Source organism: Limihaloglobus sulfuriphilus, from assembly GCF_001999965.1.
GTDB classification, from domain to species: Bacteria; Planctomycetota; Phycisphaerae; order Sedimentisphaerales; family Sedimentisphaeraceae; genus Limihaloglobus; species Limihaloglobus sulfuriphilus.
Genome location: NZ_CP019646.1, coordinates 1,202,973 through 1,218,803, shown reverse-complemented (window position 1 = coordinate 1,218,803; position 15,831 = coordinate 1,202,973). Strand labels below are relative to the sequence as shown.

Annotated in this window: 11 protein-coding genes and 1 tRNA gene; 10 read left to right on the top strand and 2 right to left on the bottom strand. The window is 44.5% G+C overall.

Annotated features, from left to right (window positions below):
• Nucleotides 1-30 precede the first annotated feature (30 nt).
• The 3 genes from xseA to SMSP2_RS04575 all read left to right on the top strand — a co-directional run bounded on the left by xseA (nt 31) and on the right by SMSP2_RS04575 (nt 1,699).
• Complete coding sequence (gene xseA, locus SMSP2_RS04585) at nt 31-1,380, top strand: exodeoxyribonuclease VII large subunit (RefSeq protein WP_146682831.1); 1,350 nt, start codon at nt 31-33, stop codon at nt 1,378-1,380.
• Between the two features lies 1 nt (nt 1,381).
• Nucleotides 1,382-1,606 (top strand): exodeoxyribonuclease VII small subunit, encoded by a 225-nt coding sequence (xseB, locus tag SMSP2_RS04580; protein ID WP_186804866.1) that lies wholly within the window; start codon nt 1,382-1,384, stop codon nt 1,604-1,606.
• Nucleotides 1,607-1,616: 10 nt separating this feature from the next.
• Nucleotides 1,617-1,699, top strand: a tRNA-Leu gene (locus SMSP2_RS04575).
• A 31-nt stretch (nt 1,700-1,730) separates the two neighbouring features.
• Here the strand turns inward: SMSP2_RS04575 and SMSP2_RS04570 are convergent.
• Nucleotides 1,731-2,183: a hypothetical protein gene (locus SMSP2_RS04570; protein WP_146682829.1), complete on the bottom strand. Its 453-nt coding sequence runs from the start codon at nt 2,181-2,183 to the stop codon at nt 1,731-1,733.
• A 224-nt stretch (nt 2,184-2,407) separates the two neighbouring features.
• On the opposite strand from SMSP2_RS04570, the gene purD reads away from it, so the two are divergent.
• Genes purD through SMSP2_RS04550 form a run of 4 tightly spaced genes read left to right on the top strand, consistent with a single transcriptional unit; the run spans nt 2,408 to nt 9,762 of the window.
• Nucleotides 2,408-3,676 (top strand): phosphoribosylamine--glycine ligase, encoded by a 1,269-nt coding sequence (purD, locus tag SMSP2_RS04565; RefSeq protein WP_146682828.1) that lies wholly within the window; start codon nt 2,408-2,410, stop codon nt 3,674-3,676.
• Nucleotides 3,677-3,728: 52 nt separating this feature from the next.
• Nucleotides 3,729-7,019: a hypothetical protein gene (locus SMSP2_RS04560; RefSeq protein ID WP_146682827.1), complete on the top strand. Its 3,291-nt coding sequence runs from the start codon at nt 3,729-3,731 to the stop codon at nt 7,017-7,019.
• A gap of 1 nt (nt 7,020) precedes the next feature.
• Nucleotides 7,021-7,533 (top strand): ExbD/TolR family protein, encoded by a 513-nt coding sequence (locus tag SMSP2_RS04555; RefSeq protein ID WP_146682826.1) that lies wholly within the window; start codon nt 7,021-7,023, stop codon nt 7,531-7,533.
• Between the two features lie 12 nt (nt 7,534-7,545).
• A complete protein-coding gene (locus SMSP2_RS04550) occupies nt 7,546-9,762 on the top strand; it encodes a hypothetical protein (protein ID WP_146682825.1) in 2,217 nt (738 codons plus the stop codon).
• A 110-nt stretch (nt 9,763-9,872) separates the two neighbouring features.
• Here the strand turns inward: SMSP2_RS04550 and SMSP2_RS04545 are convergent, their stop codons facing one another.
• Nucleotides 9,873-10,679, bottom strand: coding sequence for a PEP-CTERM sorting domain-containing protein (locus tag SMSP2_RS04545; RefSeq protein ID WP_146682824.1), 807 nt, complete (start codon nt 10,677-10,679; stop codon nt 9,873-9,875).
• A 708-nt stretch (nt 10,680-11,387) separates the two neighbouring features.
• Between SMSP2_RS04545 and SMSP2_RS14815 the strand changes: the two genes are divergently transcribed.
• The 3 genes from SMSP2_RS14815 to SMSP2_RS04535 all read left to right on the top strand — a co-directional run bounded on the left by SMSP2_RS14815 (nt 11,388) and on the right by SMSP2_RS04535 (nt 15,760).
• Nucleotides 11,388-11,537 (top strand): hypothetical protein, encoded by a 150-nt coding sequence (locus SMSP2_RS14815; RefSeq protein WP_186804865.1) that lies wholly within the window; start codon nt 11,388-11,390, stop codon nt 11,535-11,537.
• A gap of 1,055 nt (nt 11,538-12,592) precedes the next feature.
• The gene (locus SMSP2_RS04540) at nt 12,593-14,269 is read left to right on the top strand and encodes a hypothetical protein (protein WP_146682823.1); all 1,677 of its coding nucleotides are present in this window, start codon (nt 12,593-12,595) and stop codon (nt 14,267-14,269) included.
• 318 nt (nt 14,270-14,587) lie between these two features.
• Nucleotides 14,588-15,760: a hypothetical protein gene (locus SMSP2_RS04535; RefSeq protein ID WP_146682822.1), complete on the top strand. Its 1,173-nt coding sequence runs from the start codon at nt 14,588-14,590 to the stop codon at nt 15,758-15,760.
• The last annotated feature ends 71 nt before the right edge of the window (nt 15,761-15,831 follow it).

Below are 15,831 nucleotides of genomic sequence, written 5' to 3'. Positions count from 1 at the left end.
TTGCAATGGATTTGCGGGCGTTTAGGCATTATGCAGCGAACAACATTTACAGTTTCAGAAATAAATCAGCTGATAAAGGTGACTCTTGAGGGGTATCTGCCGCCGCGTATAACTGTTGCCGGTGAGATATCGAGTTTTCGCCCGCACCATTCGGGGCATCTTTATTTCACGCTTAAAGACAACAATTCTCAGCTGCCTTCAGTTATATGGAGAAGCACCGCAAACAAGCTGAAGTTTGATTTCGCCAACGGTGTATCAGTGCTGGCAACCGGCAATATTGATGTTTATCCGCCTTTCGGCAAGTATCAGTTCATTGTGGATACAATCAAGGCTTCAGGCGTAGGAAACCTCCAGCTTGCTTTTGAACAGATGTATAATCGGCTGAAGGAAGAGGGGCTCTTTGAAGAAGCTCACAAAATGCCTCTCCCGCAGTATCCCATGTCTATTGCTGTTGTTACCAGCGAGTCCGGAGCGGCGTTCCATGACATCGCAGACAGCATCGCCAGGCGCTGGCCTTGTGCGGCATTGTATCTGCTGCCGGCGCCGGTACAGGGTGATGGAGCGGCAGGAAAAATCGCAAATGCGATATCGCTTGCAAACAGGCTGGCAGATAAATACGGTATCGAGCTTTTGATTGTCGGACGCGGCGGCGGCTCACCTGAAGACCTCTGGGCGTTCAACGAGGAACCTGTTGTGCGGGCTATTTACAATTCTCGTCTGCCGGTAATCAGTGCCGTGGGACATGAAATCGACACAACCCTCGCTGATCTTGCCGCTGATGCCAGGTCTTCAACTCCAACCCGCGCCGGCGTAATTGCCGTGCCGGACAGGCATGAGCTTATAGAGTTTGTGAAAGGCCTGCGGCAAAGGCTTCGCGGCGCCGCCGAGTCAAGGCTAAACCTTTCCCGCAGCAGGCTTCAAACTGTTATGGCCAGCTCTTTTTTCCGCAATCCTTTGTATCCTGTAAATTACAAAACTCAGCAGCTTGACAGCATTACACAGAAACTGCGGCGGCTTGCTGATGCGTCCTTTGCCGCAAATAAAGATATGCTGAATTCTTATGCCCGCAGACTCGATATGGTATCTCCGGCAAAACTTATTGACAAAAACAGGCTCACGATCGAACATATAAGCAGCACTGTTACAAGAGATGTTAAAGTTATGCTGCGGGAGCAAACCAGCCGATTAGAGTCGCTTGAGGCACGTTTGCAAGCTGTTGACCCAAGAAATGTTTTGAAAAGAGGCTACACCATAACCACAAAAAAGGCGGATGATTCTATTATCCGCAGTGCTGATAAAATAGTTCCCGAAGATATAATAGTTACCGAATTTGCAGATGGCAGCAAGTTACAAAGCAGGGCCCAAAAAGACGGAGAATAATATGGACGAAAAAGAAATGAAAAAAAATCTGGACAAAATGACATTCAAAGATACAATCCTTGAACTTGAAAACATCGTCAAGTCGATTGAATCCGGCGATTTTTCACTTGAAGACAGCCTCGATAAATATGAACGCGGCATGAGACTTATAGGCCGTTGTCGGGAAATACTTCGTGACTGCGAACAGCGGGTCAAAAAGATTTCCGAAGAGCAGGAGGCTGAATAAATATTTAAAAGCGGGCGTGGCGGAACTGGCAGACGCGCTAGATTTAGGTTCTAGTATCTTAAGGATGTGGAGGTTCGACTCCTCTCGCCCGCATTTCTCCTCTTTATGCAAATCTTTGCGGCTTCTATTCGGCTTTTTTCAAAGACTTAAGTGCATCCAGCCTTTTTTGGGCGTTGGAGTCAAGCTCCTGTGAAGATTGTTCAGTATTGTTGGAGTCTGATGCTTTTAGTCTTGCAAGTTCAGCCTTGAGCTGTTTGTTTTCTTCTTTTACAGCCTTGGCATCCTCGCCTATTTCCTGAAATTTGCCTATCATCTGGTTGATTATCCCCTCGAAACCGGTTATTTGTTTCGTGAGTAAGGCGTTTTCTTCTTCAAGCTGCTTGATTTTTTCATCTTTTTGAGCTATTTCAGCGTTTAGCTCTTTGCGGGCGGCTTCAAACTCCTGGACGATCTGGGCCTTTTCGGTTTTGAGCTTTAGAATATCATCGGATTCAGAAGCGGAGCTTTTGTTGGACTTTGTACAGCCGCCAAGAATTGTCAAAGCCGCGATTGTGGTAAGTATCAGGATATTTTTCATTTTGCAATCTCCGGTAAAATTATTAAATAACTATCATTGTTTAATGATTTTATATATCTATAGAATAAGTTCAAGATGAATATATTTGATACTTGTCATTTTTTTTAAATTTGAAATAATATCTGTGACGTTGATATTACAAGAAAATTCAGGTTTTGTTGTTCTGCTACGCAGGCATTCAGTCTGAAAATGAGATAAGTTATTTAAATACATAAGGTTAAACAATGAAAGTACTTCTTGTCGGCAGCGGCGGGCGTGAGCATGCCATAGCGTGGAAACTCAGTAAGTCGAAAAACCTCGATAAACTTTTCATCGCTCCGGGTAATCCGGGAATGATAAAATACGGCACTACTGTAGATATTGATGTAAATGACACGGCTGCTTTGGTGGATTTTGCCGCAAATAATGATATCGGCCTTGTAGTTGTAGGTCCCGAGGATCCTCTGGCCAATGGGCTTGTCGATGCATGTGAATCCGCCGGCATAAAGGCGTTTGGGCCCAGTGCGGCAGCCGCGAGACTTGAGGCTGACAAGGGTTTTGCAAAGAAAATCATGAAGGAAAACTCAATTCCCACGGCGGAAGGGCGGGTTTTTGATAATTACCCTGACGCGAAATCTTATATTGCCTCCAGGGATGAATCGGTCGTGGTTAAGGCGGCCGGTCTGGCGAAAGGCAAGGGAGTACATGTCTGCGATGAGCCCAGTGAGGCCATAAACATTGCAGAGAAGATAATGTGCGAAAATATTTACGGAGATGCCGGCAGGACAATCGTTGTAGAGGAAAAACTGATAGGCCAGGAGGCATCGATTCTTGCCCTCGTTGACGGCAGGACGATATATGTGCTTGAATCGTCTCAGGACCACAAGCCCGTAGGCGAGGGTGATACCGGTTTAAATACTGGTGGAATGGGAGCTTACAGCCCTACGCCTTTGGTAAATGAAAATATGCTCGATCAGATAACCCGCGAGGTTCTCGTTCCTGTTGTGGATGGCATGAATCGCTGCGGCTCGCCGTTTAGAGGCGTTCTTTATGCCGGCATAATGGTTACGCAGGCCGGCCCGAGGGTGCTTGAGTTCAATGTGCGTTTTGGTGACCCGGAGACGCAGCCGGTGTTGATGAGATTAAAAACAGATTTGCTTGAGGTTATGCTGGCAGTCTGCGAGGGAAGGCTCGACAAAATGACTCTTGACTGGGACAGGCGGCCGGCAGTATGCGTTGTTATGTCTTCGGGAGGTTATCCGGGCAGCTATGAAAAAGGCAAAGAAATAACCGGTGTCGAAAATGCCATGGAACTCGATGATGTCATGGTCTTTCATGCGGGAACAAAAATTGAAAACGGCAAACTTGTTACGGCCGGCGGGCGTGTTCTTGGCGTAACCGCTATGGGCGATACGCTTAAAGAAGCTCAGAAACGTGCTTATGAAGCTGTTGATTTGATAACTTTTGAAGGAGCATACTGCCGCCGGGATATCGGATCAAAAGCATTGAAATAAGTTGAAAGCAAAACATAAAACAGATAATACGCATTTTTCGGTTAAACGGAAGATGGTTAAGGCATTGTATGTCTTACTGGGCTTTATTGTTGTTGTCATTCTTGCCGCTCTGGCTTTCAGCCCAAAAGTCGCCCAGATCGCCGCTGACAGACTGCGGCAGTCTGTCGCTGAAAAAACCGGATATCAGCTTAATGTCAGCTCAACGTATTATCATTTGCCTTCAACTGTTGAATTTACTGATATGGCTCTATACGACGGCCAGGGCAACCGTAAGTGTGTGATAGACAGCCTTTACGCGGAGATCCGTCTTATGCCTGCTCTTTTGGGCAGATTAAGGCTGCGGGATATCAAAATAAAAGGTGTTGGTCTTGATTTATCGCCAAAAGCAGAGACTCGAGATACACCGATAAAATTCCAACTGGATAATTTTGAAACATCTGCCGGCGATATAAAGACCAGAATCTGTAATTATCTCGAAGTTCTGCCGCAATTTTATATCGAAGATGCCTCGGTTACCGTTGAGCAGCCCGATGGTGATACTGGAAAATTCAACCTTGAATATGTGAGCTGTGATAGAAATCTTCTAACTGATAATCTGAGCATGAGCTGCAAGTTTACAGAGGAAGGATTGCTGGCGGCTACTGAGCTTGAAGCTGACGTAAAAATAGATGATGATTGTTTAACGGCATCTGTTTGGGGCAGCTTAACTAATACGGGATATTCTCTGGCGGGAAATGACTGGAGATTAGATAAGTTACGGCTGAATACGCAGATCAACTCTGAAAAAATATCACTGACGGGAAGTTTTGGTTCGTCGGATATTAGTAAATGCAGCGGCAGTTTTGGTGCAGAGGTTGACTTTTCTGAGAATTTGGCTTTTAAAATAAATACTGATTTGACAAATCTCATCCTCACACAACAGCCTGTATGTAATGCTTTGTATTATAATCCTGAGAATTCTGGTAAATATTTTGGTTTTTTCGGAGATATGCTTGCAAGATATCAGCCGCAGGGAAGTGTCGATATTTCATTTGATGCCTCGGCAGCCATTGATAACAAAGAAAAGACTTTAAGCGTTTCTATTTTTAAACAGCTGCTTTCGGCTCTGGATATTCAGGGCAAAATGAAGCTCAAGGGTATCAGTGTTTATTACGTTGAATTCCCCTATGAACTTGATGATGTTACCGCTGATGTGTGGATCAGCAATAATTCCGGCGGGCTCAATAATTTAAAGGGTTTTCATAATGATGTGCTCATAGAAATATCCGCAGATACATCTCTTGATGCCGAATCCGGCGGGTGGACAACCCGAGCTAAGGTTACCTCGCCCAATATGCTTCTTGAGCCGGATCTTTATTTTGCCCTGCCGGGTGAAGTTCAGGCCAGTTGGGATAAATTTGAACCTTCTGGCAGGATTTCACTTGAATACAATATGATCGAGGGTCCGGGCAATCCAAACGATTCGAGACTTGAGGCCGAATTGCTCGGCGTAGAGGCCTGCTACAACAAATACCCATACACTCTTAAGAATATTACCGGCCGTGCTGCGGTGGACAACGGCAGGATTACTATGGACAATCTTACAGCCGCGGATTCGAGAGGTAAGATATGCATAAACGGTTTGGTTGACTCAAAGGCGGGAGAATACGACATTGAAATTGATTGCGAAAATCTCTGGATGGATCAGGAATTTAAAAATCTGGTGCCGGTTCTTAAAGATAAGACGTTTGCCTTATCGGCTGACTCATATACCGATCTAAGCCTGATATATATTAGCAGCCCCGGCAAAGAGCCGGTTTCCCAGACGGCTTTGAGTATATATTCTGAAAACATATCTTACAGAGATTTTACCCTTGATAATGTACAAGCCGTACTGGTTATACGCGGCAGCGAAATACTTGTGAGAAAGATTCATGGTGATCTTGATGGCGGGCCGGTGAGTATCCGCGGCAGGCTGAATCCTGATTCAGAGGCTGATTTTCGTCCCTGGGATTTTGAATACGATATACGTGATGTCTCGGCAGAGGTCTATGAATCAATCAATGCTGAAAAATTCCCTATTGTTGATTTCCTTAATAATCTGAATCCAAAGGGGCGTATTACTGCGGCCGGTCGGATTTCAATGCCTGAAATTCCGGCAGAAAATCTTTTTATCGATTCGTCGTTTTCTTTTGATAAGATGAATATTAACAATCAATACGATATTTCAAATGCCGCCGGCAGTCTGTTTCTTGATAACGGCGGTCTTGATATTTCTGACTTGAATTTCAGTTTTATTATAAATCCGGAAACTGTAATACCTGTATCTGTTACAAAAGCGACTAAAGATTTGAATCTGGACAAAAGTCCGCTTCGATTTGACCTCAAATCAAGCGGCATTGATCTGGCAGGACTTGGAGATGCCGGCATTTTTCAAGGCGGAGACAATCTCTTTGTTACGGGGGGTGTCTTTGATATTAACCTGCATGAATGTGTTCTCAAATCAAACGGCAGTGAAAATCTATTGACTTTTGCCGGCGTTGTGTTGGGCAAAGGCGTACAGGGAGACAATTTCAGCTCTGATCAGATTGGACTTACAGGCAGTGCGGAATATTCTTTCTTGAATGGGTTTCACATGGTTGACATGACAGGGACAGCCGGTGAGTTTGAGTATAAATCAATTCCTTTAGCAAATTCCAGTTTTGATTTGAAGATGGCACCTGATAAGAGAGAATTTAAACTTAATAATTTTTCCGCTTCCTTTGGCGGCGGCTCTTTGGCGGCGGATATTCTTTTTCCCTACAGGGATAAGAATAAATATACCTTTTCTGTTAATTTTGACAAGGTTCAGGTCGGCAGACTTAATAATAAGATTACCGCCGGCCTTCCGCAGTTTATGCTTAACTTTGACGGCACAGCGGGGGGAAACCTTTACATCGAAGGTGTAAAGGCTGACGGTGAGAGCAGAAAGGGCAGACTTAATGTCAGTATCGGCAGTATCACAGCGGAGGAGGAAACGCTTTTTACCATGATTACCGGCGGTCTTGGCGCCCTTGCGTCATTTGACGATAAGTTTGATATGCTCCAGTTCGAGTCATACATTAAGGGCTCACGTATTGAGATGTCTGATATTTATCTGGCGGATCAGAATTACGGGTTTTACGGCAGCGGTTACATGGATACGGCGGGCGAGGAGTTAAATATAGACCTTTCAGTGTATCTCGGCCGGCCCGGTCAGCAGGAAACAGGAAGCAAATCTCTCTTCAACGCATTTGGTTCTTCTATCGCCAACGTTAAGGTTGGCGGCAAATTCGACAATCCGACTGTAAATACAAAAGTAATGGGCATAGGTGTGGGGCTGTGACATGAAAGACGGTAAAAAACAAGAACGAGGCGCAAAATCCGGCCATATTTCTAAGAGTGTTCTCTCAAGGCTTATACAATCCAGACGGCGAAGCTATTCGCTGAGAATGATGCCGATGATAGATGTTATATTTCTGTTATTGATATTCTTTCTTGTAACGGCGAAATTCAGACCTAAAGAAGATTTTCTGCCCGTGGCTCTGCCGTCGGACTCGCAATCGAGTGAGCTTAATCTCATTGAGCCGCTGCTGATAGAGCTGAGCTCAAACGACAATGGCCTTGCTGTTGTTATCGGCGGCTATGGCGAGCTGACCGTGCCGGACGATGAACCGGAAACTGGGCTTGTAGATTTTGAGAGGATGCTTTTGGAGGTCTTTGAGGCACAAAGCCGCACTGTTGGGGATCCCGTCGAGCTTGATTGCAGCGACAACCTTAAATGGCAGCATCTGGCACTTGTTTACAATATGCTTTATGGGCTGGGTATAAATGATATTACGTTTCCGTTGTCTGAATAAAGGGGATTTTCAGTGAAAATAAAATTATGTCTGTTTTTGTTTTTTTCTGCCGCTTTAGCCCTGCCTGTCCGGGCACAATCCGTGCCTGAAATTGACCAGGCAGAAATTGAGAGTATTTACAGCAGCGCGTTAGATGTTTACCAATCGTCTCTTGGGCGTTTTATTGATTTTCGCGCAGCTTCTATTCTGCAGCCTGTATCACATCTGGGCAGGATTAAAAACTCTGATTTAAGTTTCATCGAGCAAACCTGCGAAGATGTGAGTCACAAACTTGAAAAACTTCAGGCTATGTGTAATGCTGTAAATGAATATGAAGGCGTTGACTGGGAGGAGAAGTTCGCCAATACAGGTTTGTGGCAGGCTATGAGAGGTTACGAAGTAAAACTAAGGATAATCCTCTGCAGGCTGGATTATATTAGATTTACAGCACAAGACATCTCGGGGGAGGAGCTTACTTTTCATCTTGCCGATTTGATTCGCCGGCTGGATTCTATAGGAAAGGAAGTTGACTCCTCGGATACTGATGCCATGAGTCTGCGGATATGCCGGCATTTGAGCTGCTTTCAAGAGATTTACCGGCAGGAGTTTGAAGAAAGAGCCCGAGCTGTGTTAGGAAAATACAAAAGCCTTAAAAACGCGGATACTGCGGTTTTGATTGAGTATCTTTTATTTAAAGCAGAGACGGGCAAACTTTTAAAAGGGGTGTCTAAAACAGAACTGGAACCTGTTTATTCAGAATTGATGCATCGTTTCGAGTCTATGGTTTTTTTTAATAAAACTGTCTTTTCCTTTGCCGCGGCGATATATGTTGAGGACACACTGCTTGAGAACTTTTTAGATGGCCTGGCAAGGGGGAAAAATCCGGCTGAGTTTGAGATTATTTTAAAGACAGCGTCATTGCTGGCGGGGTCTGAATCAGGGCTTTTGGCAGAGATGAAAGCTGGTTATTTCCTTAACCGTTATTCTCGTTCTGAGTTTCCAGAGGATGTTTTAACAGAAAACTATCTGGAAAATAACAAGTCTCGTATATTAAGGTTTACCGCCGGCATGTTCAAAGCCCAGACATTACCTGCTAAGGGGTTTGAAATGATGAAATCGGCGTTAGATATTCCCGCAGACGGCTGGCGGGAGACGGTACTGGCAAGGGATAAGGGCGTTAGCCTCATTCGCCGGATGCTCTATGAAACCGCAATCGGAGAAAAGCTGGAGATATCAGAGCTCTGTCTTGTTTATCCGCATATAAGAAAAGAGGGGTGTTCGAGTTATGATGATTATCGTTATGATTACGAGATTTCACTGCTTATAGCACAAAGCCGGGATTGCAGTGGTCTGGAGTTTCTGGGAAAAATAGCCGACGATGACAGACACCCTTTTAGTTGCCACGCCCGATACAGCAGTGCGGCATTTCGTTATGACAGGATTGATTCAGCCGGCAATGCAGATTATAACGGTGCAGTCAGTACCCTGAAAAATCTACTCCTTTCGTCTCAATGTCCGCCGGATATAAGATGTGATGCGAAGGCTCTTTATTCCCAGATGATTCTCATGAAAAATGACCGAGACGAACTTGAGCAGCTTGCCGGCGATCTTCTTGGGGAGAATGATCTTTCATGCAATGATGTCTTTCCTGCTGTGGCCGCTGAGGTCTTTGTGAGGGTAGATAAACCTCTTGCCGCTATCAGTTTGATAGAAAAATATCCCGCAAACTTTGAGAATGAGACGGATCTGGTCGATCAGGCCGCGGCAGAGGTAATGGGAAAGTATGAGTTTTATGCTTCCGGGCAGGATAAAAAAGACGGCTTGTTTGACGTTTTGTTTGTTCTGAAACATTTTTACCAGAGCCCGAATCCTGTTCAGCGGGCGCTTTTGTCCGAGGCTGTCCTATTGATGGAAGAACCCGAAATCGCCGAACTTTATAAGTTTGTTCTAACAGAACAAACGCCTGTGGAGATAGTTCGCTATATGGCACGCCTGAACGAAAAGGCTGGTAATTACAAAGAAGCGGCAGGTTTATGGGGGCGGCTTGCCTCATACAATCTGGTCAGCGAGCGAAAATGGCTCTATTCAAGAGCTAAGTTTTATCAGCTCAATAACGCAGCCAAAGGTAGGCTTGAGTCGGCTGAAAAACTTATCCGTGCCTGTAAGGTCTTGCTAAGTGACAGGCTGTTTGATGAATTCTGGAAATCAAGGGTAGAGACACTTGTTCAAGGCATTAGTAATAAACAGTGAATTTTGACAAGCACCTTTGTTGTTTGCGCAATGTCTGCCTTGATAAAAAAATGTAGAATACTGACAGCCGGATTTTATGCCTGGCTGTCAGTATTCTATTGACACTTTCATCACCGTTTTTTCCAGGTAATAAATACTGCTCCCGAGGCAAATATAGCGAATGCCGCCGGTTCAGGTACCGGTATTGGAGGGTAATCGCCTGTCGTGAAATACATCAGGTTATCGGCTCCATCAGAAGCATTTCCCAGCTCGATATAGACATATACATAGTCTGACACGTCAGCTCCGGTGAAGTTAATCACAGGTATATGGGCTACAACGTCATAGACGCTGCTGTAGCCGCCGGAAGCCAGTTCATAATTGAAGATGACCTGGTTGTCGCCGCCGTTGGCCTGAAAATCATACCTTAAAATGCCGTCACCTATTCCGGGAGTTGTAAAATCGTTCAGATTCGTTGTATTAATGCCCGGATGGGGTGATGTGTAGATTTTCATGTCGTCTATGTAGGTTATCTGGCCGGAGTCGCTGTTGTTTTCGTTGGTGTCCACAATGATTTCGAAATACCATTCGGTGCCGATAACTTTACCGGTTAGCATACCCACTGTGATATCATCGGTGCCGGCATCTCCTACGTCTGTAAATAACGGGTTTGCCGCACTGGTGTTATGACCGCTGATGTCTCTCGTGTTGCCGGTAGAAGGGAAGTGTAGGAATCCCTCTGCCTCCTGGTTTGTGATACGCGGGTCAATAGTTCCTGCCCCATCAATCGGGAAGCTTCCATTGCGGAAGATTGCTCCATTGATGGTGCCCTCTGAGGTATTGTTTTGTGCAAGGTCAACAATTGCTGCGTTGACATTAAACGATACGGTCGCAATTACTATAACTGCGAATACTAGAATTGTGTTAGTACTTTTCATTTTCCCATTCTCCCTGGTAAAAATTATTATTCTCGCATTACTTAGCGAATAAGCCTTATTTCCCTATAGGCTTACTTCTCATCGTTTCCGTTTGTCATTACACATTACTGAAACAATGGCGTCAATTAAATTTTCAAAAAAATAGTATTTTAAAAATGTGCCATTTGTAAAGCCTTAAATAACAGAGGCATATCGCAATAAAAAATATGTGAAAGTTGAAATTAAGATGCATAATATGATTTGCGTCTATGCCGGTCTGAAAGATTCCGGCTTAAAAATACGTGATTATGCATATATTAAGTTTTATAAATTTTCCTGGTCGATGCCTTTTGCAGGTATTGAGCAGTGCGTCTGAAGCAAGGCTTTAAAATGTAATAAGCAACTCCGTTTGTAATTTTTTTTGAGATTTAGCCGGCCGGATATTAGTAGAAAGACACTGTGTAGTTGTTAAGGCCGAATGAGACTTGGTACAATTCCTGGAGGCCGCATATGGCATTAGACGGCAATCGCCCGGATGATGTATTCTTCGGTAACTTGCCTGAAACACCCCCGCGTGCTGCCAAGTCTGTGCTAACCGAGATTGAAACACGCTATTTTCGCTAAACCAGAAATTCTATACACTTTTGAAAGAGTAAATAGGGCTAAATCTGGAGTCTTTCAGCGGTCTCATGGGAGGTTGACAAGTACAGCATATCTACCGCCGGAGCGATGGCTTACGGAACTACCGAAGAAGCGGCACAAAGCGTAAAAGATGTACTTGACGTGATGATGCCCGGCGGCGGGTGCATAATGGCACCGACTCACAGCATACAGGATAACAGCCGAACGGAAAATACGGTGTGGGGTAATTATTCATAGCCCGCATATTTCATAAAATTGTCGATACTTTCGTTTCTGTCCATGATACGTACTGGTTAAGGTTTAATGGGACCATCTATTCGCTCTTTTTGCCGAACAGCTGACGCTTGAGAAAATAGAGCTGACCGTTGAGATCGTTGATTTCATAGAGCAGCGTAATGACCATCTGCTGAAGAGTGCCTGTATCTTCAGGTCATTGATCTATGGATGATTCTGCTGTTATCTGTTCTTTTGGCACTATTGCTTCAAGGCTTAATACTGCTGTTCTTAACGATGAAACAAGTGTAGCAGAAACAGGATAAAAGCAAGAAAAATAAGAAAAGAAATGCAGTATTTTTAACCTTCAGGGCCTATGAAGGCGTTTTACGCCCATAACGCTTTCTTTTTCTTGCCTTGAAAAGATCTATACCCTCAAGTATCCAGGTGAGCTTTGAAATATCAACTTCTATAGATACATTTTTCGAGGGATTTTTCAGCTACGCAAGACACTGAAAGCAAGAGAGATGTTGTTGAGAAAATAATGCACCATTTGTTTTGCCATATCAAAACTTATTTTTAAACTAACAATTTTATAACATTCAAATAATATTCGGCAAACAATACCAGCTATAATTAAACCATGATTAATTTATTATATGGTAATTCTACCGATAACTTATTGCAGTGAAGTATTAAATATGCCATAAATTTTCATGCTTAAGGGGTGAAGGTTCTTTAGGGCCTTTGCCCCGCTTTTTTTCTGGCAAACTTTGTTTTTTTATACATCCCGTTTTGTAAGAATCTGATTAACTGACGGCTAGTTGAACGTTAGCTGCCGCGGAAAAGGAAAGTCAAAAAAAAGTAATTTTGATAAAAAAATAATTTTTAGATTCATAATTCTAATTCAAATAAGGATTTAAAGAAACCAGTCAATCCTATTATTCTTCTAATATTAACTTAATAGCCGCCTAATAATTGTCTGTTCTAATTCAATCCGCAGTAATATTGAGGGACTGATTGAAAATAAGTTGAAATGTAATTTAAAAAGTAATTAATTTTTAAGAAAGGAAACTATTATGAAAAAAATCGCATTTCTAATCTGTATGATTGGAGCGGCACTGGCATCATCAATGGCGGGTACTGTAGTTGACAGTAACATTGCTGCCAGCGAGCACTGGACAAAAGAAGGCTCACCGTATCACCTGGTAGGCGTTGTTTACGTTGAGCCGGGCGCAACCCTGACAATCGATGCAGGTGTCGTTGTTGCGACATTTGTCAAGGATGATGGGAGTCTGGCTATCACCCGCGGCGCGAAATTCTATGTAAACGGCACTCAGGATGAGCCGGTAATCTTCACTTCGGCCGAAGACGTTGCCACCTGGAAGGGAAGCGTTGTGACAAATAACGGCCCTAACGGAACTGTTGACTCTATAACAACCTTGGGCGATCCCAAGACAGGTACCTGGCGTCCTGTATGCAACGAGTGGGGCAGCATCGCCATCATGGGACAGGCCCTGATCTCCGGTTCGCACTACAAGGGAGCCCAGCAGAGTTATCAGGACGGGTACTCAGCACCTGTTGTTGAAAACAGCAAATTTCCCGACGGCCTGACAAAGAAACAGATGGAAGGTCTTGACGCCGATGCTCCCGGCGATCCGAAAGTGCTCTACGGTGGTGACGACGACAACGATGACAGCGGTTCAATCAGCTATCTCTCTCTGCGTTACGGCGGAAAACAGGGCTCTGACATTAATAAAGAGCTTAACGGCCTCTCTCTGGGCGGCGTCGGCCGCGGAACTACTATTGATCACGTTGAGATTATGAACAATGTTGACGATGGTATTGAGATCTGGGGCGGGACAGTTGAACTTGAATATGTAAATATCTGGAACATTGGTGATGACAGCTTTGATATCGATGAAGGCTGGCGCGGCAAAGCACGTTACGGCCTGATCGTTCAGGGTTACAGCAATGACGAAAGCCAGGGTTCTGGTATCGGTGATAACTGTATAGAGCACGACGGTGCTGAAGATTCAGATGCTCAGCCGGTTACAACCGGTGTTATAAGTAATTTCACCTGTATAGGCCAGCCCGCAGCCGGTGACGGCGGAACAGCCTGGCGTGACAACTGCCGTATGCAGTACGACAGCTGTGTCTGGATGAACATTGGTGAAGAGCTTGTACGCTTTGACGGTGATGACGGCGACGGAGCACAGGGATACGGCTATAACGGCACACTCACCTGGGAGCAGACCTGGGCAACAAGTGCCTCGCAGACCTCCTCAGTGAACGCCATAAGTCCTGTTCCGGCACCCGGTTCGTTCAATCACCCGGATGTTCTTTATACAGCTCAGGACCCCGCGGGTAAACTGGCTCAGATCAAAAACAGCGTATTCTTTGCAAATGCCGTTGACGAAGATGATCAGGCAGACGCAGTAGGCGTCTATGACCCTGCTAACAACAACGTTACCGCTGCTGTGCCTCCAATCAAGAACATCGTTCGCGGAGCTCCGGTTGTTGCGGGCGGCAAGACAATGTTGCCGGTTGAATACATCGATCCTTGTGCATCAGGCGATGCAGCTGCAAAAGGTGCGGGAGCTTTCAAGGCTAATGAAAACTGGATCGTCGGCTGGACTGCCGCGGACGCTTTCGGTTTTGTTGACAGCTCAAGCGTAAAACGCACCGACGTAAACAGAGACGGTGAAGTTGATTTGCTTGACCTGGCTGACATGAGCGCTGACTGGCTCATGTAAGTTTCAGTTTTAAAATAGATCATTGGCGGCTGGAGAATGTTTCTTCAGCCGCCTTCTTTTTGCTAATAATAAAATATACAGTCGGCAAGTAAATTAAAAAATAACGCAAAGCTCTTTCATGTAAGGATTAACCGGTTAGGGGCGTGCCTTTGGTTAGATTTCTAACCTAAATATAATCTTTAGCTAATTTATTGCTAATTATTGTGGTTATTATTTGAGTTAATTAAGCTCAGCCGTGTCTGTAATTGACTGCGGCAAATATGAATTTTTATGGAAGAAATCGTAATGATTCAGTTGAAAATACAAAAACCAAAAAATATGACGCAAATGCAAGCAAAAGAGCTGGCATTTCTCTTTGTGTATTTATCCGCGGTTATGTTTTTTCTGTTTTGCATTGGTACCAATGAAATTTGTGCAGAATCAAACAGCGCAGAGGACTCACAGACTCAACTTTTAACCGTTGCTTTCGATACAGCTTCGGCAATTCCTGTCCACCCGCATATAAAAGACTTATGTAAAACACAGGCCGCGGTTGTAGAGGCCTGTATTGAATCGGGCCGGATTGAAATGGCGGAACGTTTCGCTGATAAAATACAAAACTGGCGCAAAGCTCACTGCTATGCCCAGATAGCAGCAAAGCTCGCAGCAGACGGCCGGCAGAAAAAGGCTGATATGCTGCTTGCCAAAGCCCGGCACGCCCTCGTGGATGAAAAAGACGGCTGGCGCAGAGAACTGGTCACAAATCTTATTGATTCAGTTGAAAAATCCAAAAATAATCACATCGGCAGCGGTCCGGATACCTGCGGCGAATTTGACATAGCAAAAAGCAAAGAATGGATCGCTGCTCTTGAAGAGACATCGGCCAGGGGAGATTTTGATCTGACAATGAAGGCTCTCAAAAGATATGTTTTTCTTTTTGAACGTTATTATCAGCAGAGTGAATTTCGTGAAACAGTAGAAAAAAACATCAGAAAAAGCTGGCAGAAGATGCCCCCGTCCCTTCGGATCGATTTTCTGGCTGCGATGGTTTCAGCGGCTTTAGATAATCATGACAACGCAGCTGCCGTCCGTCTGCTTGATGAATATCAGGCAATGGTCGAGGGATATAACTGGAGTCTGGAGAAGTTTATACCGATTAGTGCCGAATTGCTGATGTTAAATTATAAGGCAGGCAGGGGCAACGATGTAAACGAAAAAATCAATGAACTGGTAAATCTTTTTGATAAAGGTAAAGACAAGATACTGAATATAGACCGTGCCCGGACGCTCAGGCCGCTTGCCCTCGCCTGTCATCAGGTCGGTCTAAGCGATAAATCGCTGTCTCTTTACAATAAAGTCTTAGATGAAGGTCTCTCTAATCTTAATTCGCGGCCGCGTGCGATTGATCTGGCTGCTACATGCTCTTCGATGGCGGTAAATTCAATAGAACCAGACGACCGGCTATGGGTGAAAATAAACCAAATAAAGCAGGGGCTTAAGGAACCATGGTAAGATTGTCATATCTTTTTATTTTAATGATTCTATTTGTCAGCGGTTTGGCTTTTTCGGCTGATCAGACCGGC

Bases quoted from the DNA above. Each gene is read 5' to 3' on its own strand.
- xseA (WP_146682831.1), top strand. From the start codon at position 31: ATGCAGCGAACAACATTTACAGTTTCAGAAATAAATCAGCTGATAAAG.
- xseB (WP_186804866.1), top strand. From the start codon at position 1,382: ATGGACGAAAAAGAAATGAAAAAAAATCTGGACAAAATGACATTCAAA.
- SMSP2_RS04570 (WP_146682829.1), bottom strand. From the start codon at position 2,183: ATGAAAAATATCCTGATACTTACCACAATCGCGGCTTTGACAATTCTT.
- purD (WP_146682828.1), top strand. From the start codon at position 2,408: ATGAAAGTACTTCTTGTCGGCAGCGGCGGGCGTGAGCATGCCATAGCG.
- SMSP2_RS04560 (WP_146682827.1), top strand. From the start codon at position 3,729: ATGGTTAAGGCATTGTATGTCTTACTGGGCTTTATTGTTGTTGTCATT.
- SMSP2_RS04555 (WP_146682826.1), top strand. From the start codon at position 7,021: ATGAAAGACGGTAAAAAACAAGAACGAGGCGCAAAATCCGGCCATATT.
- SMSP2_RS04545 (WP_146682824.1), bottom strand. From the start codon at position 10,679: ATGAAAAGTACTAACACAATTCTAGTATTCGCAGTTATAGTAATTGCG.
- SMSP2_RS14815 (WP_186804865.1), top strand. From the start codon at position 11,388: ATGGCTTACGGAACTACCGAAGAAGCGGCACAAAGCGTAAAAGATGTA.
- SMSP2_RS04540 (WP_146682823.1), top strand. From the start codon at position 12,593: ATGAAAAAAATCGCATTTCTAATCTGTATGATTGGAGCGGCACTGGCA.
- SMSP2_RS04535 (WP_146682822.1), top strand. From the start codon at position 14,588: ATGACGCAAATGCAAGCAAAAGAGCTGGCATTTCTCTTTGTGTATTTA.